Origin of the sequence: Mesorhizobium sp. M0106 (assembly GCF_040322715.1) — a bacterium.
Lineage (GTDB): Bacteria > Pseudomonadota > Alphaproteobacteria > Rhizobiales > Rhizobiaceae > Mesorhizobium.
In genome coordinates, this window is record NZ_JAMYUA010000018.1 from 48272 (window position 1) to 68986 (window position 20715).

The 20715-nt window shown below is 63.5% G+C and carries 22 protein-coding genes and 1 pseudogene; 12 read left to right on the forward strand and 11 right to left on the reverse strand.

Annotation, left to right across the window (positions count from 1 at the left end):
- Positions 1 to 30: 30 nt before the first annotated feature.
- Positions 31 to 1608: an alkaline phosphatase family protein gene (locus tag NKJ55_RS18785; RefSeq protein WP_352451157.1), complete on the reverse strand. Its 1578-nt coding sequence runs from the start codon at positions 1606 to 1608 to the stop codon at positions 31 to 33.
- Positions 1609 to 1832: 224 nt separating this feature from the next.
- On the opposite strand from NKJ55_RS18785, the gene NKJ55_RS18790 reads away from it, so the two are divergent.
- The 4 genes from NKJ55_RS18790 (at position 1833) to NKJ55_RS18805 (ending at position 4950) form a co-directional block, all read left to right on the forward strand.
- Positions 1833 to 2765, forward strand: coding sequence for a VOC family protein (locus NKJ55_RS18790; protein WP_352451158.1), 933 nt, complete (start codon positions 1833 to 1835; stop codon positions 2763 to 2765).
- 10 nt (positions 2766 to 2775) lie between these two features.
- Positions 2776 to 3411 carry an alpha/beta hydrolase gene (locus NKJ55_RS18795; protein ID WP_352451159.1) on the forward strand — a complete coding sequence of 212 codons (636 nt, stop codon included), beginning with the start codon at positions 2776 to 2778 and terminating at the stop codon, positions 3409 to 3411.
- Entirely contained in the window at positions 3404 to 3703 is a 300-nt protein-coding gene (locus NKJ55_RS18800; protein WP_352451160.1) for a GNAT family N-acetyltransferase, read from the forward strand. The genes NKJ55_RS18795 and NKJ55_RS18800 overlap by 8 nt, the downstream gene beginning before the upstream one ends.
- 188 nt (positions 3704 to 3891) lie before the next feature.
- Positions 3892 to 4950 carry a dipeptidase gene (locus NKJ55_RS18805; RefSeq protein WP_352451161.1) on the forward strand — a complete coding sequence of 353 codons (1059 nt, stop codon included), beginning with the start codon at positions 3892 to 3894 and terminating at the stop codon, positions 4948 to 4950.
- Between the two features lie 42 nt (positions 4951 to 4992).
- On the opposite strand, the gene NKJ55_RS18810 is transcribed toward NKJ55_RS18805, so the two are convergent.
- Positions 4993 to 5253 carry a hypothetical protein gene (locus NKJ55_RS18810; RefSeq protein WP_352451162.1) on the reverse strand — a complete coding sequence of 87 codons (261 nt, stop codon included), beginning with the start codon at positions 5251 to 5253 and terminating at the stop codon, positions 4993 to 4995.
- Between the two features lie 2 nt (positions 5254 to 5255).
- Positions 5256 to 5474, reverse strand: coding sequence for a hypothetical protein (locus NKJ55_RS18815; RefSeq protein WP_352451221.1), 219 nt, complete (start codon positions 5472 to 5474; stop codon positions 5256 to 5258).
- A 113-nt stretch (positions 5475 to 5587) separates the two neighbouring features.
- Between NKJ55_RS18815 and betI the strand changes: the two genes are divergently transcribed.
- The 5 genes and pseudogenes from betI to NKJ55_RS18840 all read left to right on the forward strand — a co-directional run bounded on the left by betI (position 5588) and on the right by NKJ55_RS18840 (position 8997).
- Complete coding sequence (gene betI, locus NKJ55_RS18820) at positions 5588 to 6304, forward strand: transcriptional regulator BetI (protein ID WP_502895733.1); 717 nt, start codon at positions 5588 to 5590, stop codon at positions 6302 to 6304.
- Between the two features lie 76 nt (positions 6305 to 6380).
- Positions 6381 to 7679: a flavin monoamine oxidase family protein gene (locus NKJ55_RS18825; protein WP_352451164.1), complete on the forward strand. Its 1299-nt coding sequence runs from the start codon at positions 6381 to 6383 to the stop codon at positions 7677 to 7679.
- 12 nt (positions 7680 to 7691) lie between these two features.
- A pseudogene (locus NKJ55_RS18830) lies at positions 7692 to 7883 on the forward strand (aspartate aminotransferase family protein); the annotation flags it as partial.
- Between the two features lie 50 nt (positions 7884 to 7933).
- On the forward strand, positions 7934 to 8047 hold the full coding sequence (locus NKJ55_RS18835) for an SDR family oxidoreductase (RefSeq protein ID WP_502901445.1): 114 nt from the start codon (positions 7934 to 7936) through the stop codon (positions 8045 to 8047).
- Positions 8048 to 8202: 155 nt separating this feature from the next.
- Entirely contained in the window at positions 8203 to 8997 is a 795-nt protein-coding gene (locus tag NKJ55_RS18840) for an inositol monophosphatase family protein (protein ID WP_352451165.1), read from the forward strand.
- 512 nt (positions 8998 to 9509) lie between these two features.
- Here NKJ55_RS18840 and NKJ55_RS18845 read toward each other — a convergent pair.
- From NKJ55_RS18845 to NKJ55_RS18865, 5 genes are all read right to left on the reverse strand, one after another.
- The gene (locus NKJ55_RS18845) at positions 9510 to 12041 is read right to left on the reverse strand and encodes an NAD-dependent epimerase/dehydratase family protein (protein WP_352451166.1); all 2532 of its coding nucleotides are present in this window, start codon (positions 12039 to 12041) and stop codon (positions 9510 to 9512) included.
- 190 nt (positions 12042 to 12231) lie between these two features.
- A complete protein-coding gene (locus NKJ55_RS18850) occupies positions 12232 to 13119 on the reverse strand; it encodes an arginase family protein (RefSeq protein ID WP_352451167.1) in 888 nt (295 codons plus the stop codon).
- A gap of 370 nt (positions 13120 to 13489) precedes the next feature.
- Positions 13490 to 13990, reverse strand: a complete 501-nt coding sequence (locus tag NKJ55_RS18855) for a DUF6496 domain-containing protein (protein WP_352451168.1) — start codon at positions 13988 to 13990, stop codon at positions 13490 to 13492.
- A 122-nt stretch (positions 13991 to 14112) separates the two neighbouring features.
- Positions 14113 to 14790, reverse strand: a complete 678-nt coding sequence (locus tag NKJ55_RS18860) for a dienelactone hydrolase family protein (protein ID WP_352451169.1) — start codon at positions 14788 to 14790, stop codon at positions 14113 to 14115.
- 11 nt (positions 14791 to 14801) lie between these two features.
- Entirely contained in the window at positions 14802 to 15518 is a 717-nt protein-coding gene (locus tag NKJ55_RS18865) for a phosphoribosyltransferase (RefSeq protein ID WP_352451170.1), read from the reverse strand.
- A gap of 296 nt (positions 15519 to 15814) precedes the next feature.
- On the opposite strand from NKJ55_RS18865, the gene NKJ55_RS18870 reads away from it, so the two are divergent.
- Entirely contained in the window at positions 15815 to 16243 is a 429-nt protein-coding gene (locus NKJ55_RS18870) for a CBS domain-containing protein (RefSeq protein ID WP_023677862.1), read from the forward strand.
- Between the two features lie 87 nt (positions 16244 to 16330).
- Here the strand turns inward: NKJ55_RS18870 and NKJ55_RS18875 are convergent, their stop codons facing one another.
- Entirely contained in the window at positions 16331 to 16873 is a 543-nt protein-coding gene (locus NKJ55_RS18875; protein ID WP_352451171.1) for an Hsp20/alpha crystallin family protein, read from the reverse strand.
- A 216-nt stretch (positions 16874 to 17089) separates the two neighbouring features.
- Between NKJ55_RS18875 and NKJ55_RS18880 the strand changes: the two genes are divergently transcribed.
- Both NKJ55_RS18880 and NKJ55_RS18885 read left to right on the forward strand, forming a co-directional pair.
- Positions 17090 to 17527 carry a DUF2267 domain-containing protein gene (locus tag NKJ55_RS18880; RefSeq protein ID WP_023677864.1) on the forward strand — a complete coding sequence of 146 codons (438 nt, stop codon included), beginning with the start codon at positions 17090 to 17092 and terminating at the stop codon, positions 17525 to 17527.
- 49 nt (positions 17528 to 17576) lie between these two features.
- Positions 17577 to 18047 (forward strand): YbhB/YbcL family Raf kinase inhibitor-like protein, encoded by a 471-nt coding sequence (locus NKJ55_RS18885; RefSeq protein ID WP_352451172.1) that lies wholly within the window; start codon positions 17577 to 17579, stop codon positions 18045 to 18047.
- 24 nt (positions 18048 to 18071) lie between these two features.
- Here NKJ55_RS18885 and NKJ55_RS18890 read toward each other — a convergent pair whose 3' ends face one another.
- Both NKJ55_RS18890 and NKJ55_RS18895 read right to left on the reverse strand, forming a co-directional pair.
- Complete coding sequence (locus NKJ55_RS18890; RefSeq protein ID WP_352451173.1) at positions 18072 to 19547, reverse strand: FAD-dependent oxidoreductase; 1476 nt, start codon at positions 19545 to 19547, stop codon at positions 18072 to 18074.
- Between the two features lies 1 nt (position 19548).
- Positions 19549 to 20544, reverse strand: a complete 996-nt coding sequence (locus NKJ55_RS18895; RefSeq protein WP_352451216.1) for a hypothetical protein — start codon at positions 20542 to 20544, stop codon at positions 19549 to 19551.
- Positions 20545 to 20715 lie beyond the last annotated feature (171 nt).

A 20715-nucleotide genomic window follows, 5' to 3' on the forward strand; every position in this document is an offset into this window, starting at 1 on the left:
AGCCCGCGCCGGCAACGGCGCGGGCTTTGCTTATCTCGAGGGGAAGCCGGCGACATGGCCGGCAACGCCATTGTCCGTCAATTCGGCGAGCGCCAAAGACTGGTCGAGATGCTCGGCCCGCCAGGCGAGCAACTTCTCGGCAAATTCCAGCCGTGCCAGCAGATAGGCTGGGTCGTCAGCGACATTGGTCAACTCGCGCGCATCCTTCTCCAGGTCGAAGAGCAAGGGCGGCAGGCCTCCGCCGAAATGCACATATTTGAATTTTTGCGTGCGAACGACGGCGAGATTGCACTGACGCGGACCGACGCCGAAATACCGTTCGGCATCACCATCCGCGATCGAGCGGAAATCGAACTCCCAATGCGCCGCATCGCGCCAATTGTCCGGCTCCGTTGCGTCCAGGAAAGGCGCCAGCGAGCGGCCGTCGAGATGCGGCAGCACTTCGCCGCCAGTGAGCTCGAGCCCAGTGAGCTCAAGCAAGGTCGGCGCCAAATCCACCGCCTCGGTGAAGCGGTCGACGCTGCTGCCGGCAGCCTTGCGGCGGCGCGGATCGCGAATGATCAGCGGAATATGGAAGCTGCAGTCGAAGAAGCCGCCCTTGCCCAGCATGAAATGGTCGCCCATCATCTCGGCGTGGTCGGAGGTCAGCACGATGACGGTGTCGTCCCATGCATCGGCCGCCTTGACCGCTTGCCAGACGCGACCAAGCTGCGCGTCGACCTCCGAGATCATGCCGTAATAGAGCGCCCGGATGCGGCGAAAATTATCGTCGCCCCAGTCGCGCACCTTGCCCTCCGAGCCGGGACGGAATTTCGACCGTTCCTGCCGGTCAAGTTCATAGGCGAGATAAGGGTGGCTTGCTGCTTCGGCCTGCCAGCTTTCCGCGCGGTCAAAAGCTGGACCGATGGCCGGATCGTACATGGCATTATAAGGCGCCGGCACGATGAAGGGCGGGTGGGGGCTGATGAAGGAAAGATGCGCGAACCACGGGGCATCGCGCTCCTGCTCGCCGAGCCAGCGGATGAATTCGCCGGCCAGGAAGGCCGACGGCGTCTCGTCCTTCGAATAGATTGGCGGACCGTTGCTGATCGCGCCGTCGTTTTCCAGGATTTCGCCCGCCGGGCGGTGAATGGCGGGGGAGCCGGCACCGGCATCGACGCCGCGCGCCTTGAGCCATGACAGCCAGGGCTTCTGGTGCTCAGGCAGAAGCTGGCGCACGGTGAAGCCGGACAGCACGCCTTCATAGCTTTTCAGCTGCGGGTCGCCAGGCGCCAGCGTGCGCGGGTCGCGCGCCGTGTCGGTATAGCCGAACAGCGTCGGATCATAGCCGAGGGCGCGCGCCCAGAGCGCTATATTGCCGTGCCGGGCGTCGAGCGGTGTGCCGTTGCGGCAGACACGATTGTTCATCTGGTAAAGGCCGGTGTAGAGGCAGGCGCGTGCCGGTGAGCAAGGTGCGGCGCCGCCATAGTGCTTCTGGAACAAAACGCCCTCGGCAGCCAGCGCGTCGGCATTCGGCGTCCTTACCACCTTGTGCCCAGCAGCTGACAGGCAGTCGCCCCGCCATTGGTCGCAGGTGATCAGGAGAATGTTGGGGCGTTTTCCACTCAACCGCTGTATCCTCACGCTGGCTACATGCGTCGCTCATGGAGCGCAATTTCGGCGAGTATGCAAGCCGGTCCAGTTTGCCGAATGGTGAACAAAACCTGCTTCGTCGTTCACTTTAACAGCACAGTCCATTCTGTGTTTGCCGCCTTTGCGGCCAGGAGGCGGATGCTCATATTTGCGTGGACAGCGGCAAGGGCCGCACCAGCACAAGGGAAGGAGCAACAGACATGCTCGACCAGGTCAAGGGCCTGCATCACGTCACCTCGATGGCCAGCGATGCGCGCCAGAACAATGAATTCTTCACCGGGACGCTCGGCCTGCGGCGGGTCAAGAAAACCGTCAATTTCGACGCACCCGACGTCTACCACCTCTATTACGGCGACGAGGTCGGCACACCCGGCTCGGTGATGACCTACTTCCCGTTCCCGAACATCGGCAAGGGCCGCCATGGAGTCGGCGAAGTCGGCAACACCGCTTACTCGGTGCCCGAGGGCACGCTCGGCTATTGGGAGAAACGGTTTGCCGAGCAAGGTGTCACCGGGCTGTCCCATGAGGAGACGTTCGGCGAGAAGCGTCTTGCGTTCGCCGGTCCCGACGGCGACGGGTTTGCGCTGGTCGAAGACAGAGCGGACAACCGTGCGCCATGGGCCAAGGGTGGCATTCCCACCGACGTGGCGATCCGCGGCTTTCACTCGGTGTCGCTCAGGCTGAAAGATGGCGGCGCCACCGAAGAGCTGCTGAAATTCATGGGTTATGAGGAGGTCGACAAGTCCGGCAACATCAGGCGGCTGGCGGTGAAGAACGGCAACGGCGCCGACGTCGTCGATATCGAATCGCTGCCAGGGGCCGGCTTCGCCAATCTCGGCGCCGGCTCGGTCCACCATGTTGCTTTCGCCGTCGAGAACCGCGCCAAGCAGCTCGAAGTGCGCAAGGCACTCCTCGATACAGGTTATCAGGTGACGCCGGTGATCGACCGCGATTATTTCTGGGCGATCTACTTCCGCACACCGGGGGGCGTGCTGTTCGAAGTCGCCACCAACGAGCCGGGCTTCGACCGCGACGAGGATACCGCCCATCTCGGCGAGGCGCTGAAACTGCCGTCGCAACACCAGCATTTGCGGCCCTATCTCGAGCAGCATCTGCAGAAACTGGAAGACTGAGGGCAGGGTTATGAGCAAGGATTCGTATATTCACAAGGTGCTGCCCGGTTCGCTGGGCGGACCGTTGCTCTTCGTCTTCCATGGCACTGGCGGCGACGAGGATCAGCTTCTGTCGCTTGGGCGCGATCTTGCGCCGCAAGCGACGATCGTCGGCCCGCGCGGCGATGTCTCGGAACAAGGCGCCGCACGCTTCTTTCGCCGTACCGGCGAGGGCGTTTACGACATGGGCGATCTCACGCGAGCGACGGACAAGATGGCCGGCTTCGTCAAGGCACATGTCGAGGCGGCAAAGCCATCTTTGGTGCTAGGCCTCGGTTATTCCAACGGCGCCAACATCCTGGCCTCGGTGCTGTTTGCCGAACCCTCGCTGTTCGACGCAACGGTGCTGATGCATCCGCTGATCCCGTTCGAGCCGGAGGTCAAGGGCAGCCTTGACGGCAGCCGCATCCTGGTCACCGCCGGCAGGCGAGACCCGATCTGTCCGCCTGATTTGACGGCGCGGCTCGAAGCCTATTTGCGCGCCGATGGTGCCGATGTCACAGTCGAGTGGCATGACGGCGGCCATGAGGTGCGGCCGAGCGAGATCGAGGCGGCGCGGCAGTTGTTCGCCGTAGCGCCGGATGAAAGGACCGCAAGCCATGTCTGACCTATTGCCGGAGATCGAGCTGGAGGACCGCGGCTCGAAGGGCCGCTACTTCCTGCGTGGGCCGAGCGGCGCCGAGGCGGAGATGACCTTCACCAAGGTCGGCGAGCACCAGATCATCATCGACCATACCGAAGTGCCGGATGCATTTCGCGGCCAGGGCGCGGGACTTCGCCTCGTCACCCGTGCCGTCGAGGATGCACGTGCGGCGGGCAAGACGATCATCCCGCTTTGCCCGTTCGCCAATGCTCAGTTCCGCCGCCATCCGGAATGGGCGGACGTGCTGAAGCGGTAATAGAGACAGCCCCTCGATGAATGACAGGAGAAAGGGTGCGCGGCTTTACCGCGTGCCCCTTCGACCATTGGCGGCGTACAAACCTAAGGCAAACATGCGGGATTTGCGCAGAGCGCCCGTCTTGCCTAAGTATTGGCAACAACCGGCTCGCCGTCCGCGGCCCGACCACTTCAACCGAATGGCCCTCCATGACCGAATCCGATCTCGTTCCCGTCTTCGACGGCCACAACGACACGCTGCTCAGGCTCTACCAGTCGAAGGATGCGGACGTCGAAAAGCTGTTCGTCGAGGGGACGCCGAGTGGCCATATCGACCTGCCGCGCGCGAAGAAAGGCGGATTTGCCGGCGGCATGTTCGCGATCTTCCCGCCGCCTGTCGAGAAATCCAAGCGCGGCGCGGTGCCGCTGGCGCCGAGCGACAGCGAGCCCTTGCCGCCCGAGGTTCCGCGCGCCGATGCGCTCAACTCCACCATAGCGATGGCCTCGATCCTGTTCAGGCTGGAGCGGGCTTCGGCGCTCACTGTCTGCCGCAGCGCCGGCGATGTGAGGAAGGCGATGGCGCAAGGCTCGATCGCGGCGGTCTTCCACATCGAAGGGGTCGAGGCGATCGACCCTGAGCTCACCCTGCTCGATGTCCTCCACGCAGCCGGCCTGCGCTCGCTCGGTATCGTCTGGAGCCGTCCCAATGCCTTCGGCCACGGCGTGCCGTTCCGTTTCCCGTCGTCGCCCGATACAGGGCCGGGGCTGACCGATGCCGGCAAGGCGCTGGTGAAAGCCTGCAACCAGCTGAAGATCATGATCGATCTTTCGCATCTCAACGAAAAAGGTTTCCGCGACGTCGTCGAGATCAGCGACGCACCGCTGGTCGCGACCCATTCCAACGTGCACGCGATCTGCGGCCATTCGCGCAACCTCACCGAATGGCAGCTCGGCGCGATCCGCGACTCCGGCGGCATGGTCGGGCTGAATTTCGCCACCGGGTTCCTGCGTGAGGACGGCAGGATGAACGCCGACACCAGTCTCGACATCATGGTGCGCCATGTCGATTCGCTGCTGCAGGCGCTGGGCGAAGACGGCGTCGGCCTGGGCTCGGATTTCGACGGCGCCATGATCCCGGCCGTGATAGGCGACGTTGCCGGCCTGCCAAGATTGCTCGACGCTTTCGCGGCTCGCGGCTTCGGGCGCGCGCTGATCGAGAAGATCGCCTATCGCAACTGGCTCGGCATGCTGGAAAAGACCATCGGCTAAGCGGGTGATGCCGGCTTGACCGGAATGCGATTTGGAGGCCGACTATTCGAAACCCATGCGTTTAAGCCAGTCCGGGCCAATGCCGCGGTCGCGGATGATCGGCAGCGGATCGGTCGAATCCAGCCTGGCACAAATACGGTAGGCCTCCAGCGTTTCAGCGCTCATCTCACCGCGTTTGTAGAAGAACATGGCCGCAGCATAGCGGGTGCGGCCCGACCATTTTTCGCCGAGCGGTGTGTTGATCAGCTGCCACTGTTCGGCGGCTTCGGCGTCGAGTTTGGGACTGTCGGTGTCGTCGGCCATATTTAGAAATCCGCAGGCGGATTGGCAGTGCGGCGGCCGAGCCTGACGACCAGCCGCGGCACCAGTTTGGCACGCTTCAGCAGCTTTTGATATTGCAGCTCGCGCCTGGCGTGGATCTCGAGCCAAGGTCCGCTGCAGGCGGGCTCGGCGGCGCTGATCTGGTTTGCATCGCCGGGACTGCTGCCCTTCGCCGACGGTGCCTTCGACGACGTTTTCTCCAAGGATGCAATCTCGACGAGAACATTCGAATATGGGCAGCCATGCAGAAGGTGCTTGACAGTGGCAAACACCGTCCCACTGATCTTCGCGGCCGATGCCGGTCGGCTAGCCGGCGATGCTGGAGACCATCACCCCGATGAAGACAACAGAGGCGCGCGAAGCCCTCCTCGAACCGGCGCGAAAAAGCGATTCCGAAAAGCGCGGCCGCAAAGCGTCGAAAGAGACAAGGCAGGTTCAACTGATCGAAGCGACTATCGATTCATTGGCCAAGCGCGGCTATTCGGAAACGACTATGGCCGACGTCGCCGACGGCGCCGGCCTGTCGCGCGGCATCGTCAATTTCCATTTCGAGAGCAAGGAGAAGCTGCTCGTCGCCACTTTGCAATACATGCATGACGAGTATTCGGCGCATTGGCGCAGCGCCTTGCAAAGGGCCGGCGATGATCCCGCCCGCCAGCTGCAGGCATTGGTGGCAGCCGATTTCAACCGCTCGATCTGCAACAAGCGCAAGCTGGCTGCTTGGTGTGCCTTCTGGGGCGAGGCCAAATCGCGACCGAAATATCAGGCGCTGAGCAGCGCACGTGATGCCGTCTACCAGAACATATTCATCGATCTTTGCGCGGCGCTCAAGCAGAGCGGCTTCTATGCCTATGAGCCCCAAGTCATGGCGCTGGCGCTCAGCGCCATGCTGGATGGTCTGTGGCTGCATTTGATGATGGGCACCGAGGACGCCACACGCGAGACGGCGCTGCAGGCCGCGAACGAGTTCCTGTCTGCGGCATTCCCCAAGCACTATCCGAACTCAGCAGCCCGCGGTGCCAGGCCGGCATGAACCATCAAAAAGAGGGTGGACCAGCAATGAAGACAATGATCCGGCCCCTGACATTCGAGAAGATCAAGGCCGGCCAATGAAGTTCAAGATCGAACGAGCCGATGTGGCCATCGTCGGCGCCGGCTTCACCGGCCTGTCGGCCGCGCGTGAATTGAACCACGCCGGCATCGATGTCGTGCTGCTCGAAGCCCGCGACCGTGTCGGCGGCCGCGTCGAAGCCGTGCAGAACGGGCTCGGCGAGCGGATCGACAGCGGCGGCCAGTTCTTGTGCGAAGACATGCCGGAATTAATGGCGCTGGTGCGAGCGCGCGGCAAGACATTGGTCGAGACCCATGTCGCAGGCGAATTCGTCACGCAGCCGCGAATGAGCGAGGCGCAAGCCGGGCGCACTTACGGCACCGCGATGCGAATGCGCGAGCGGATGAACGCGATCGCACCGACCGACCCGGCCATCGCCGGCTTGACAGTCGCGGCATGGCTCGATCGCCAGAACGATCCCGACGATGCCAAGGCCGCCTTTCGGTCGATGATCGAGGGCCTGTGGTGCCTGGCAATGGAAAGGCTGCCGCTGTGGTACTTGATCGACAATGATCGCCGCATCACCAACGAGGTGTCGGAGCTGCAGTATTTCGTGGGCGAAACCATGCATTCGCTGGCAGATGATCTTGCGCGGGATCTCGGCGATCGACTGCGGCTGAATACAGCCGTCGAGGCTATTGAGCACGGCCCGGGAGGGGTTCGCGTCGTTTCGCCTGCCGGCGTGACCGAGGCACGAGCGGTACTGGTCGCGCTACCGCCGATGATGGCCTCGAGAGTCGATTTCGTGCCACCGCTGCCGGCTGCGCTGGAGAGAGCCCTCGGCGTCTGGGAAAGCGGCGCAGTTATCAAAATGCTTGTGCGCTATCCCAAGGCTTTCTGGCGCGACAGGGGCTTGAGCGGCATGCTGATGTGGCGGGAGCCGCACGGACTTTTTGCCTGCGATGCCAGCAAGGACGAGGATCATGCAGCACTTGTCGTCTTCATCGGCGGGCCGCTGGCGCAGCGCTGGCGGGATATGGACAGCGCGGCGCTACGCGCTACGGTGACATCAAAGCTGCAAGATGCGCTCGGTATCGAGGCGGCCGGCGTCACCGCTCTCAGCTATCGCGACTGGACCGAGGATCACTGGAGCGGCGGCGGTTACAGCGATTCGATCGTCGATGCGGCGGCAACGGATGCCGAATGCATTATCCGGGCGGGCGCCCCGCCGGTGCATTTTGCCTCGTCGGAGCTGTCGCCGTCATTTCCGGGCTATGTCGAGGGCGCGATCGTCGCCGGTCGCACTGCTGCGCAAAAAATTATTCAGGTTATCGCCAGCAGAGCCTCAGGGTCATAAGCGAGGCGGATCGAGGTGCCGACTGGCATCGACGCGCATTGCCACGAGCTCGGCCTGTTGGTCCGGCTACTGATCAACATGTGCGTGATGTCGCCGCCATTAATCATCAAGCGCCAGTAGATCGACGATATGGTGTCGATCCTGCGCAAAGGCATTTCGCGCGCGATGGACGATCTGCGCCGCGAAGATGTCTGGCGGGGATAGGCGTTTATCGCCGGCAATCTCAGCCGTGGCATTGGTCGGCCGCTGGCAAGGTGGGCGAGGTCGATGAACTGGGCGGTGCCGCGATCTTCCTGGTTTCCGACGCGTCGAGCTTCATGACCGGCCAGATCATCTATATCGAAGGCGACATGACCGGACCCGTATGAGTGCGACTGTCGCTGTCGGGCGCATGGAAGACCGGTCGGCCTCGGGGCCGCCCCGCAAAAGGCAGGGCTCGTCATTTGCACGCTCTTAGCTTCACCGCTAAGCTTCTTTGGCTGGGGTATTTTCCTCAGATCACATTCGCCATCCCAAGGATCTCATGACACCCGACACAGCAACGCGCGAACAGTTCGCCATCGATCTCGCGCGGCGCGCCGGCGCGCTCGGCCTGAAGTATTTTCGCGACCTCGACAGCCTCGCCATCGAGAGCAAAGGTCATCAGGACATGGTCTCGCAGGCTGACCGCGAGGTCGAGCTGTTCATCCGTGCGGCAATGAAAGCCGCTTACCCGACCGATGGAATTGTCGGCGAGGAGCATGCCTCGGTCACCGGATCGAGCGGGCATGTCTGGGTGATAGATCCGATCGACGGCACCGCGAATTTCGTGCGGGGCATTCCGGCCTGGTGTGTGGTCATCGCCTGCGCCAAGGACGGCGACACTGTCGTGGGTGTCATCCACGAGCCCTCTACCGGCGAAACGTTCCATTGCCGCAAGGGCGGCGGCGCTTTTCTCAACGGCAAGCCGATCAGGGCAAGCGCGGCCACCAGCCTGACCGACGGCTCGTTGGGCACCGGCTTTTCCAACCGCGTCGAAATTCAGAACGTCGCAACGCTCATCGGCTTGCTGTTTTCAAAGGGCGGCGTGTTTTTCCGTAACGCATCCGGCGCGTTGATGCTCGCCTATGCGGCCGCCGGCAGGCTGCTCGGCTATGTCGAAGAGCATATGAACGCCTGGGACTGCCTGGCAGGCATGCTGCTGGTGGAAGAAGCCGGCGGCACTATAGTCAAGCCCGACCCAAAGACGGTGCTGGAAAACGGCGCGCTGGTGATTTGCGCCGGCAACGGCGTGTTCGCCCAGGTCCGCCAGCTCTGCGTGCAATCCTTCAAGCTTTGATCAGAACCGGTCCGCATGAGCAGCGGCGATTTGTATTCCACTGTCAGGCCCTCCTCGGCTGCCCGCAGATGCGGATCGCCGGCTCCGCCCCACCAGATGTCTCCCTTTGGGTTGGCGGCCTCGGCGCGCAATTGCGCACAGATTTCGCCAGCGCTCTTGCGGGTCATATTGACGGTGATGCCGGTCTTCTCCTCGAACGCCCGCGCCGTCTGCTGGCACCAGACCTCGTCAACGCCGCAAGACATGGTCAGGCTTTCGGCGGACGCCGATGACGACGCGGCCCACATACCGGCGGCGAGGATGCCGGCGCAGAGAATTGCCCTTTTATCATGCTGAAATTCCTCCCTAATTTATATGCCGACTTGTGAAATGCAGATACGCGGAAAATTCAAGTTGGAAGGGTACGGCCGCCTTTGCGCCTTTCGCCGACTTCCCGCTCGATGTGTTCGACAGGTTGATGCGGATCAATCTTTGCAGCCACCTGGCCGACCGTCCTGCGCCGCCGAACATTCTCAGACGATGGCCCGGTCCCAGCCGCCATAATGCGCAGCGCTGCGCGTGCCGCGCGGCAGGCTGAGCCCGACCAGCAGCGCTCCGATCGCCAGATTGGCGAGGCTCGCCGCCGCGCCGCCGGCGAGCATGAACGGAGAGAGGGCGATCCAGGCTCCAAGCGCTATGTTCACAAAGCGGACGGCGCGCGCCACCTCGGCCATCGCCGTAACGGCGATCATGATGACCAGGCAGCCGGTGACATGGTCACTGAAGTAGAGCGGCGGGCTGGTGCCGAAGACAAGCGGCGTGATCATCAGCAGGGTGCCGGCGAGTGTGCTGGCGACAAGGGTCCGGGGGAAATTCACACCGCCAGTGACGAAGTCCCGCGCCACTGCCGATAGCGGCCGGTCGAGATCCGGCGTTGGCGTCTGGTCCTCCGAAAGTGCCGGACCTCCGCACCAGAATGTGCGCCAGAACGGCTCTCCCGCTTGTTTCGCATGCCAAAGATACTGGCAGCTCGCCAGCACCTCGTCGACCGAATAAGGGATGAGGACGACGGTGACGGCAGCCTGGACGATGCAGAGCGTGCACAGCGCTCCGATGAGCGGTGGCTGGATGATGATGAAGCCGACGCTGACCACGCCGAGCGGAACGACCAGCAAGCCGAACAAAAGCACCATCCACGGCATGGTGCGCCAGCGGCGGCGATCGCCGATCGCGCCCGCGAGGATATCCAGCGCATAGGCGAAGGCGCCCAGCCCGGCATCGGCGATCGGAAAACCCTTGGAGACCCAGGAGGTGACCACCGCCTCGCTGCCATTGCCGGCCGGCGTTTCGCCCGGGCCGAAGAACGGATCCCAAAGACTGTCGATGTGCCCTAGCTGATAGGCAGCGAGATAGCGCGAGACGAACAGGCCGACAAAGGCGAGGCCGATTATGGGAATGCGCTGGGTGAAGAGGGAGGGCGAATAGCTCCAGCCGAGCGGGCGGTCGTCATCGGCGGCAAGGGCACGCCGGCTGATACCCGGCGTCGGCGGGATCATCACCGCGAACGCGACGATCAGCATGCCGGCCAACGTGTCGGTCGCGTAGGCTCCGGCGCTGGTGGTCCAGAACAGCAGCGGCGCGAACATCACCCAAACCCCGATCGAGGCGGTGATCCATTGCAGCCCGTGCCAGCGCCGGCGCATGCCGACGAGCGCCAGCGACAGGATGGCGAGGCCGGATACAATCTCACTGATGCCGAGCCTGCCGTCGCGCGTCTCCGGCGAGGAGATCTCATGTCCGAGCGCCGGCGGAATCGGTGCTGAAGCGGGATCGAACAGGCCGAGCGTGAAGGGCGACGCCACGAGCAACAGCCCGATCGCAACGTTGGTCAGCGGCGCCCAGAGCGTTGCGGCCCGGTGGCGTTCGGTTTCCGCCTCGACCTCGTCGTCCGAGCGCTCGAGCGGGCGCTGCAGCCGTTCGGCGGCCTGGTCGAGCTCGGGCGCGGAAGCGGCGGCCGCCGACGGTTCAAGCTTGTTCTTCTTGTACCAGTCGGTAGGATCCGCCTTCAGCCGCCGGATCATTTCCGGCAAGGTAGCGGTCAGGCGGTGCCGCGGGTTCCAGCCAAGCAGGCGCCTGGCGCGGGAGATGTCGATCTCGTAGTGATCGTCGGCGTTCTCGATCATCCATGGTTTGATGTCGGTCTCCTGGTCGAGAACCTTCTCCTGCATCCAGGCGCCGAGCTTCGTCACCTCTTTCGGCAGGGACAGGGTCCGCCAGGTCTCGCCGTGCAGGAGCTGCCCGATCTGCTTCTGCATCTCGTCGTAGGACGGCGTCTCTTCTTCGCCGATCAGCAGTACGGTCTCGTCGGGAAGCGGGCTGCGCCGGTCGACGGTGCGCACCACGGCGTCGACGAGATCGTCCAGATGCAGGTAGGGCTGGCCGGTGGTGATGTCGCCGGTGAAAAGATAGGCGGTCGGCATGCGCTCGAAAATGCGGGCGATCTGCTGGGCGATGAAGGCCGCGTGACAATCCTCGTCATAGACACCCGCCAGTCGCAGGATCGCAACCTTGATGTCGCCGTGCTCCTTCTGGATCAGCGTCTCGGTCTCGGCCTTCGATCTCGGATAGGCCCAGGCCGGATCGATCGGCGATCGCTCGTCGATCCTGGCGCCCTTTGCCGGGCTCGGCGCATGCACCAGCAGCGTGCTCGAAAACACGAACTGCTCCGTCTCGAACCCCCTCAGCGCGTTCAGCAGCCGGCGCGTTCCCTCGACGGTCACCGCGCCGTATTTCGGATTATCCTCGCCGGTCGTGTCGTAATAAGCCGCGAGATGGATCACCGAGGCAACGCGGCCGCCGCTCCGCTCGCGCACCTCGGCCAGTGCCTTCGCCACGCTCGCGTCCGAGGTAAGGTCGATCTCGATCGTCTCGACGCTGGGCAAGGATCGTCTGGCAACATCAAGGCCGATGATGTCGTAGCGCTCCATCAAGCCGCGAGCGATGGCCTGGCCCAGAAACCCGCTGCTGCCTGTGATCAGGACGGTGGGACGGGTTTTGCCGGTCATGGCGAATCTCCTTGGCGATAGCCGGGTAGAAGAAGCCGAATGCTTCGGTCGCACACTCCGAACCATGTTCGTTGAGAACGGTTCCCGATGAGGTAGCACCACAGAATGGGTGCGCGCGGCGATCCGTCAGACCGACGGCCATTCGTGCCGGCGGATTGCATTTGTGCACAAGTGCAGGACTCCCATTGGTCTACCGGCCGCGAAGGGAAGCGACCAGAATGTCGATCAGCAGCTCGCCGCAGCGACGATCCGGATCGCGGTCGGGATCATAGATCGTCACCTCCATCCCAATCACGCGTGGATCGTTGCACCATGTGCGAAGGGCTTCGACAGCTTCGTCGGGCAAGACACCGCCGGCCTCCGGCGTATCGACAGCCGACATGATCTCGCTGTCCAGCACGTCGACATCGAAGTGAACGAATACACCCTCGATGTCCTGCCCTGCGACCGCGTCAAGCGCTATGCGTGCCGCATCGGCGAAGCCGCGCCGCCGCACTTCAGCCAAATCCATCCGGTGAACATCGGTGTCGAAGACGGCCTTGCACGTGTAAGTCGCGGGGTCCTGCACATCGCGATAGCCAAACGCGACTACGTCGGCCTCACGGACCAAAGGAGTGTGCTCGCCGAAATCGGTCAGGAGCGTCGGGCCATGGCCGGTCACGAAGGCCAAATCCATGCCCGCGGCTCCCTTTGACGGCGAGGTATCCGGCAATTTGAAATCGGTGTGCCCATCGAAGAAGATAAGGCCGTAGCGGCCACGACGCCGTAGCGCGAGCGCAGGGCCAAGCAACACACGGCAATCGCCGCCGAGCATGAGCAGGAACCCTCCCGAGTTCAGCTCCTCGTCGACCGCTTCGGCAAGCGTCTTGGAATACTGGCGCAGGGCCTGGGCATTGCGCACGCCCGTCGCAGGATCCACCTCAGGCCGATAAGACGGAGCCCGAACCGAGCGCAACGGACCGGCGCCTAAACGGTCGGCGAGACCAAGCGATTGAAGTGTCTCCGGCGCCTTCCACACGCCGGGCTCCGGCTCACCCTCCTGCGGCATCAGCCCAAGATTAGAGGGCGCGCCGAGCAAAGCGATATGTCTCGTCTGAGTGGTGTCTCGCGGCATTGTCGTGCTGGCAGCTGAGGTCATGATCAGAGTTCTCCGCGTTATGGGCGATACGCATCATGCTCAAGAAACAGGCTGCGCTTTCCTGATCGGTCTCCCGCTGCCCTTGCCGCCGTGTACCTCCGGTTGGTGTCACGCGTCGGGCAGCGTCGCGAGTGACGCGTATTGCTCGTTCAGCGCCACCGTTTCGTCAGCGGTGATTTCGAAGTCGATGTTGTCCCGCGGATGCAGGTTCGCCTTGGGCAGCGGCGTTGTCCCGCGCTGCCGGGGCAGATCTCGATACCGGTCGCTTGGGCCATATCGGATTTCCAGGAGGCGAACTGCCGTCTTTGAACTATGCGTGGTGCGCGCGCGTTCTGGCGGCCTTCTGCGCCGCCGCCTTCCTTCCGCTGGCGCCTTTCGTCTCGGCGGCCTTCTTGGCGGCGGCCGAGCGCTCCTCAGCCGTCCGGCGCGAGGCCGCACGCTTGGCTTGCTGCGCCAGCGCCTCGTGCGACGCCGTACTCCTCGGCTCGTGCTCGAGCACCTTGGAGACGGCTTTCGAGACCCGCGGGCGGCGTTTCGGCGTGCGTTCACCCTGGCCGGCCTCATAGGCGTATTCGGCGCTTTTGCGCGTGCTCTCCTTCACCTTGCCCTTTTTGGGCGGGGGCAGGTCTACGCCTGCGCGTCTTGCCTCGGAAAGCCCGATGGCGATGGCCTGCTGGGTCGAGCGCGCGCCGTGCTCGCCGCGGCGGATTTTATCGATCTCCTCGTGCACGAACTCGCCGGCCTGTGTGCTCGGCGATTTGCCCTCGCGCTTGTCCTTTCGGGCCTTCTCGATGGTTTTCTTGTCCGGCATTGTCTTTCTCCCTCATACGGGTTGCGACAGCCATTCGGGTTGCAGCTGCGCGCGGTCTTATGAGGATCATAACGCGTTGAGGACGCAAATGATCCCGGGACTGGTGATCCAAGCCCCAGCTGTCAGGACGTCGACGCCGATCTGTCCGAAATCAGATGGCGCAAGAACCATCGGCTCGCCAGGCCCGCGACTTCGTCCAGGGCGCCGGGCTCCTCGAACAGGTGCGTCGCGCCAGGGACGATGGCGAGCTCCTTCTCGCAGTGGAGCGCCGCCAGCGCCGAGCGGTTGAGCGCGATCACCTGCTTGTCCGCGCCTCCGACGACGAGCAAGGTCGGCGCCCGGACGCGCGGCAGGGCGTGCGCTGCAAGATCGGGCCGGCCACCACGCGAAACCACGGCCGCGGCCTGGTCGGGCCGCTCGGCCGCCGCCACCAGGGCGGCACCGGCGCCCGTGCTCGCGCCGAAATAGCCAAGACGCAACCCAGATGTTTCCGGCGAGGCGCCGAGCCAATCCGTGACGCCGACCAGCCGCTCGGCGAGCAGTCCGATATTGAAGCGCAACTCGGCCGTGACCTGGTCGATCCGCTCCTCTTCGGCCGTTAACAGGTCGATGAGGAAGGCGGCGAGGTTCGCCTCGTTCAGCCTTCCTGCCACGTAGCGGTTGCGCGGGCTGTGGCGGCTGCTTCCGCTGCCGTGGGCAAAGAGCACAAGGCCGCGAGCATCCGAGGGCAACGAAAGATTGCCCTCAAGCGTGACAGGTCCCGCGGGAACATGCACGACGTGCTCGCTATCCCGGTCCATATCCATCTCCGCTATGTCGATCTGGTGCCAGGCGCCGGACCCGCGCTCGCGCGCCCAGCCAATTCCTCTTCGGAAGCGGCGGGCTTGGGCCCGGACCTGGCGAGGAGCGCGCGCACCTCTTCATCGCTCGTCTGCGAGAAATCCACGTACCAGCGCCCGACACCCAGCAACGGCTCTGGTGTCGTCGCGCAAACGACCTCGTCGGCGTCCGCCCGCATCGCGTCGCAAGTGTCGGGGCTACCGACGGGAACGGCCGCGACAATATGGGCGGCGTGGTTTTTTCGCAGCGCCTTGATCCCGGCCCGCATGGTCGATCCGGTCGCAAGCCCGTCATCCACGAGGATAATGGTTCGTCCATTCAACTGCGGTGGGGGTCGCCCGTCCCTATAGAGGTGCTCGCGGCGCAGAAGCTCTTTTTCCTCCCTTGCAGCGACCGCGTCGATGACATGTGGCGGGATCGCGAGACCGTTGACGATTTCGTCGTTCAGGACACGTACGCCTGAGGGCGCGATCGCCCCCATGGCCAGTTCCTCGTGGCCGGGGACGCCGAGCTTGCGCACGACGAAGACGTCGAGCGGTGCCTTGAGTGCCTGCGCGACCTCGTAGCCGACCGGCACGCCGCCTCGGGGCAGCGCCAATACGATCACATCGTCGCGGCCGGCAAAGCGAACGAGTTCCCCGGCGAGTTGCCGCCCGGCCTCGCGGCGATCTGAAAAGATGATAGCCATGACCTTCAATCCGCGTGCATCTGTTTTCCCGGCGGATGTTTTTTCACCAGCCTGCGTCCACATTCCGTGGGATGGCTGCGGCACCGGTACCATTTTGGAACTCGCTCGCTGCCTGGACGTTCCAAGAATAGTTTCGATCGCGAGGTGCCGGCACCGGCACGCGCCTCAGCGCGGATCGGGAAGATCGAAGTAGTGATCCGTACATGCCTCGTCCGGCCAGCTGGCAATCTAGCGATGCGTCGCAACACGTCCGTCTGGCGACTTGTTGCCTCAGCAATCAGGGAAAGGAAGATCCCATGCAAGTTCAGGAGATCATGAGCCGTCGGACCGAACTGGTCGGCCCGAACACGACAATCAGGGATGCCGCCCGGAAAATGCGGGCCGACAATCTCGGCGCCCTTCCGGTCGGCGAGAATGACAGGCTGGTCGGTATGGTGACAGACCGCGACATCGTGATGCGCGGCGTCGCCGAGGAGCGCTCAGCCGGCAACACGACCGTTCGCGAGGTCATGTCCGAGCATGTCTATTGGTGCTTCGATGACGCCGATATCACCGATGCGGCGAAGATCATGGCCAAGCATCAGGTGCGTCGTCTTCCGGTGATCAATCACGACAAGCGCCTCGTCGGCGTCATCGCCCTGGCCGACCTCGGGCGGACCGATGAGGAAGCCGCCAAAATCGCTCTCGAAGGCGTTTCCGAGGCAACGGACGATCCCCGGCGCTAGACGCTCGCTGGGCGGTTGCCGCCGTGCTCGCCGTTCTTCTCCATCTGGGCTGAACGCCGCCTGCTCAGGCAGCCTTCAGTTTGGCAACTATCGCGCTTTCACTTCTATGCGGCGTGTCTTGTCCTTTGCAGCGGGGTTCTTCGGAAGCTCGACAGCCAAAATGCCGTTTCTGAAAGTGGCCTGCACCTTGTCGGCATCGATCTCCGCTTCCAGCGGGATGGTCCGCTGAAACCGGCCATAACTGCGTTCGCTGTAGGTGCGGCCGCCTTCGCCTTCCTTGTGCTCCGAACGCTTCTCGCCCGTTATAAAGAGGGTGTTTTCGCGCAGCTTGAGCTCAACGTCCTTCTGCTCGAGCCCCGGCAATTCGGCGGTGACCTTATAGGCTTGGTCTGTTTCATGTACGTCGACGCTCGGCCAAAGATCGCCGGCCGTAGTCGCTTCGGCCATCGGCGCGAAGAAGTCGTCGAACAGGCGGTCGATCTGCCGGTGGAATGACGTGAGCGGGTCGCGCGCGGATGGGTAGAGGCTGCGCGATGGCGTCCGGGGCGCCAAATCGTGATGTGCCATGGTTCTTCTCCTGTTTTTTGTGTCTGCATCACTCGTCGCCATGTGATCGGCGACGGCAAACAAAACTCGTCCACCCATGAGGATGTTCCGGTGCCGGCCAAGAAAGGTGGTCGAAAAACAGCGGCAAAAAAGCCGGCCCGAATCCCCTCATGACGGGCCGACAACAGACGGGACCTCCGACAATAAATGCGCATCAGGACATGCGCATGGGGGAACAACGGGCAGGTACGGCTGTTTGGTCACATCACCTAGTCGGATTTGAACGGAAGGAGGATCTCGATGAACGCCACCGGACTCGACGTATTCGACAAGACACTGCAGACCACGAACATCTGGCTCGACGAGATCATGGACGAGATTGGACCGGATCGGCAGGTCGCCTGGCACGTTCTCGGAGCGGTGCTGCACGCCCTGCGCGACCGTATGCAGCCGGATCTTGCAGCCCACCTCGGCTCGCAGCTGCCGATCCTGGTGCGCGGCGCCTTCTATGACCAATATCAGCCTTCCAAAGCTCCCGAGAAGATGCGGTCGCTCGACGAGTTTCTGGCCAAGATCAAGGCGGAGCTGGAATTTACCCGCCCGGTCGATTCCAAGGATGCATTCAGGGTCGTGTCCAAGGTACTCGCCCATCACGTCGGAGAAGGACAGATGCACAAGGTCTGGGAATCCCTGCCGGGCGAGATAAGACGCGTCGCCGAAGCTCAGCAAGCGGCGTGAACGGCGCAGGCGCGGGCTTCTCGGTCGCAACCTCCTTGGGGAAATAGCAATGCCACTCACCCTTATCAGCCCGGCGTTCCGGGCAGGCGGAAGAATTCCCGAAAAATATGCGCGTGACGGCCAGAACGTCTCGCCGCCGCTGAAGTGGTCCGGTGTCCCGGATGGTACCAAGAGCCTTGTTCTTGTCGTGCGGGATCCCGATGCACCAAGCGGGATTTTCGGGCACTGGGCGGTGTTCAACATCCCGCCGGATACCGGGGGACTAGCCGAGGCCGAAGACGGCAAGCCCGGCCCGTCGGCACTCAGGCAAGGCACCAACGATTTCGGCAATGCGTATTACGATGGTCCGCAGCCGCCTGCAGGGCACGGCGTCCACCATTACCACTTCCTGCTGGCCGCGCTCGATGTGCCGAGCCTCAGCGTACCAGGACAGGCGGGCGTGCATCAGGTCTGGAAGCAAGCCCAGAAACACGCATTGGAGGAGACGGAGCTGGTCGGAACCTACGAACGGCCGGCGTGACGCGGGCCGTGTCGGTCGCCGCCTTCACAATGTAATCTGGGCAAGCGGTTTTCGGGCAGGGCCGTGGATGACCGAACCGTCGGCGGCGAAGATCGAGCCGTGGCAGGGACAATCCCAGGTGTGGTCCGCATTGTTCCAGGTTACGGTGCAGCCCTTGTGGGTGCAAATCGCCGAAACCGCCTGGAGTGCGCCTTCGGTGTCTCTCCACGCCGCAATCTTTTCGTCTCCCCTGACGATCACGCCACCCGTGCCAGGCGCAATGTCGTGGGTGCTCGAGACGATCGATTGACTGCGGCCGTTCTTGTGGAAGGCCTCGGGATAGGGCCGGGCCGGATCGTAGAGTTGTTGCCATGGGCTCGGGCGGCCGCAGATCAGGTCGGCGATCATCGCGCCCACGGCCGTCCCGTTGGTGATGCCCCAGGCGTTGAAGCCCGTGGCAATGTGGAAGCCGGCGGCCTTGGCGGGATCGGGTTCGCCGGCATATGGGATCCTGTCGGCCGTATCATAGTCCTCATTGCACCAGCGCCACGCGACGTCGCCGACCGGAAGGTTCTTTCTTGCCCAGTTTTCCAGTTCGACAAACCGCTTGGCCACGTCGCCGTCCCAGCCGGTGTTGAACTTGGGGCCGAGCGTGACCAGCAGTGGCCCTTCGGCATCACGGCCCGTGCGGATGGAATGCGTCGGGTCGTCGATGCCGATGAACATGCCGTCGACAGGGAGGGGATCGTCGATCCGAAAGGCCATGGCGGTGTGGCAGCGCGGTTGCGTCCGGTTCGCCATGCCGACGGGGCTCTTCACCGTCATGTTGGTGGCGACGACGACGTGCCCGGCATCAACGGCGCCGCCATCGGTGACGACGCGCCAGCGGCTTGCCTCGTCGATCGAGGTGGCGCGGCTGTTTTCGAAGATCCGACCGCCACGGGCCGTCACCGCTTCCGCCAGGCCAACCAGATACATCGCCGGATTGAACTGCGCCTGGTCGGGGAACCGTAGCGCGGCGGCCGTTACGAAAGGCAGCGGCGCGCGGTCGAGGATCTCGGCCTCCAGCCCGACCTGGCGCGCGGCCTCCGCCTCGGCCGCAATCTCCGCGCGCCGGCTTTCACTGCAGGTGTAGCTATAGGCGTCCTTGCTCTCGAGATCGCAGGCGATGGCGTACTCGCGAACCCAATCGCGGATCTGTTTGGCGCCGGCGGAATTCGCATCGGCATAGGTCCGCGCCAGGTCCCGGCCTACGCTGTCAATGAGATGACGATAGATCAGCGCATGCTGCGTGGTGATCTTGGCCGTCGAGCGGCCGGTCACCTGGCCACCTGTCCGCAAGCCTTCCAAGACGATCACCGACCGGCCCGTCTCGCAAAGCCGAAGCGCCGTCGTCAGCCCGACGATTCCAGCCCCCACGACAACGGCGTCCGCACGGACCAAACCTTCGAGCTGGGGATAGTTCGTGGAGGTGGCCGTCGCCACCCAACAGCTCCCCGGTTTTCCCAAGAGAGTGGCCATTTCAACCGCGTTCCTTGCTCTTGCTTTTCGATGCACTTTCATCGACAACCGCGCCGGCAGAGGAACGTTCCCGAGGTTCGTCGCTTTCAATCGTTCTCTCGCCACCCCGGGTCAGAAAAGCACCGGGAAGATGCGAGGTGCAGGCCATCACCCAGGTGATCGCCTCGCGGTCGTATTCGTCGCCGGAGCGCCAGTCCTCGAAGAAGGCGTTCAGCCTATCGACACGCCCCGGCCAGATACCGGCGGCCTGCAGGCCGAGCGAAACGCCGTAATTGGTGAAGGCGAACTTGGTATCGCGCAGCCATGGCGCGCGGCTGAAATAACCGGGCGGGTCGACCCACATCGTTTCCAGGGTTCGCAGCGAACGCCTCGTCTGGGCCTCGGCCCACGGCTCGTCGGGAAAGAAATGGGCGAGCCACAGCATCATGCCGAGGCCGAGGTCCTGGTCGATGTCGAGGCTGCGCCAATCGCGCACCATCAGGTCACGCATCTGCGCGATCTCGGGCGCCAGTTCCTCGTCGTCGAGCATTCGGTAAGAGACGTAGCCGTCATAGGCATCCATGCTGCCGAGGCCGTAGCCGGGGTAAGGACCGCTCAAATCCTCCTGCATCTTCCAGATCACGCCGCGGCCGGGGACCACAAACGCCGGGTGAATGTCCCGCGCCAGCGTAATGCCGCGCTTGCGGTATTCCGGCTTCAGATCGCCGAGACGCGCCAGGGCAAACAGCCACATCGCCAGATAGTGGAAATACTGGCCGTCGCGATCGGCCGCTTCGCCGATCCTCAGTCCGCGCCGGCGGCCGAGCACACGCTCGACATCGGCCACCAGCCGCTCGGCTTCGCCCAGCCAGCGCTCTTCGCCAGTTTCCGCATAAAGCGAGACGTAGAGCACGACCCCGAATGCATCGGTCCACAGATATCGCAAGCCGTTGGGCCAGATGCCTTCGGCGCGCATCCAGTCGAGTTTTTGCAGGACATAATCGACGTCACGCAGCATCGTCACGCAGCATCGCGCCAAGCCCCGAACTGGCAGAGCCGGCCCGTGTTCGGTGTCCCGCGATTGTGAGCATGCAGAATTTCGAGCATGTCTCTCCTCGTCCGATTGATCTATCGCGAAACGATCTGATCGGCGGCGGGTTCCTTGGCCATCTCGGCAAGGACAGATGGG

What these genes read in the sequence shown, in the direction of transcription:
- NKJ55_RS18790 (WP_352451158.1), top strand. Translation starts at nt 1,833, where the DNA reads ATGCTCGACCAGGTCAAGGGCCTGCATCACGTCACCTCGATGGCCAGC.
- NKJ55_RS18795 (WP_352451159.1), top strand. Translation starts at nt 2,776, where the DNA reads ATGAGCAAGGATTCGTATATTCACAAGGTGCTGCCCGGTTCGCTGGGC.
- NKJ55_RS18800 (WP_352451160.1), top strand. Translation starts at nt 3,404, where the DNA reads ATGTCTGACCTATTGCCGGAGATCGAGCTGGAGGACCGCGGCTCGAAG.
- NKJ55_RS18805 (WP_352451161.1), top strand. Translation starts at nt 3,892, where the DNA reads ATGACCGAATCCGATCTCGTTCCCGTCTTCGACGGCCACAACGACACG.
- NKJ55_RS18810 (WP_352451162.1), bottom strand. Translation starts at nt 5,253, where the DNA reads ATGGCCGACGACACCGACAGTCCCAAACTCGACGCCGAAGCCGCCGAA.
- betI (WP_502895733.1), top strand. Translation starts at nt 5,588, where the DNA reads ATGCTGGAGACCATCACCCCGATGAAGACAACAGAGGCGCGCGAAGCC.
- NKJ55_RS18825 (WP_352451164.1), top strand. Translation starts at nt 6,381, where the DNA reads ATGAAGTTCAAGATCGAACGAGCCGATGTGGCCATCGTCGGCGCCGGC.
- NKJ55_RS18840 (WP_352451165.1), top strand. Translation starts at nt 8,203, where the DNA reads ATGACACCCGACACAGCAACGCGCGAACAGTTCGCCATCGATCTCGCG.
- NKJ55_RS18845 (WP_352451166.1), bottom strand. Translation starts at nt 12,041, where the DNA reads ATGACCGGCAAAACCCGTCCCACCGTCCTGATCACAGGCAGCAGCGGG.
- NKJ55_RS18855 (WP_352451168.1), bottom strand. Translation starts at nt 13,990, where the DNA reads ATGCCGGACAAGAAAACCATCGAGAAGGCCCGAAAGGACAAGCGCGAG.
- NKJ55_RS18860 (WP_352451169.1), bottom strand. Translation starts at nt 14,790, where the DNA reads ATGGACCGGGATAGCGAGCACGTCGTGCATGTTCCCGCGGGACCTGTC.
- NKJ55_RS18865 (WP_352451170.1), bottom strand. Translation starts at nt 15,518, where the DNA reads ATGGCTATCATCTTTTCAGATCGCCGCGAGGCCGGGCGGCAACTCGCC.
- NKJ55_RS18870 (WP_023677862.1), top strand. Translation starts at nt 15,815, where the DNA reads ATGCAAGTTCAGGAGATCATGAGCCGTCGGACCGAACTGGTCGGCCCG.
- NKJ55_RS18880 (WP_023677864.1), top strand. Translation starts at nt 17,090, where the DNA reads ATGAACGCCACCGGACTCGACGTATTCGACAAGACACTGCAGACCACG.
- NKJ55_RS18885 (WP_352451172.1), top strand. Translation starts at nt 17,577, where the DNA reads ATGCCACTCACCCTTATCAGCCCGGCGTTCCGGGCAGGCGGAAGAATT.
- NKJ55_RS18890 (WP_352451173.1), bottom strand. Translation starts at nt 19,547, where the DNA reads ATGGCCACTCTCTTGGGAAAACCGGGGAGCTGTTGGGTGGCGACGGCC.
- NKJ55_RS18895 (WP_352451216.1), bottom strand. Translation starts at nt 20,544, where the DNA reads ATGCTGCGTGACGTCGATTATGTCCTGCAAAAACTCGACTGGATGCGC.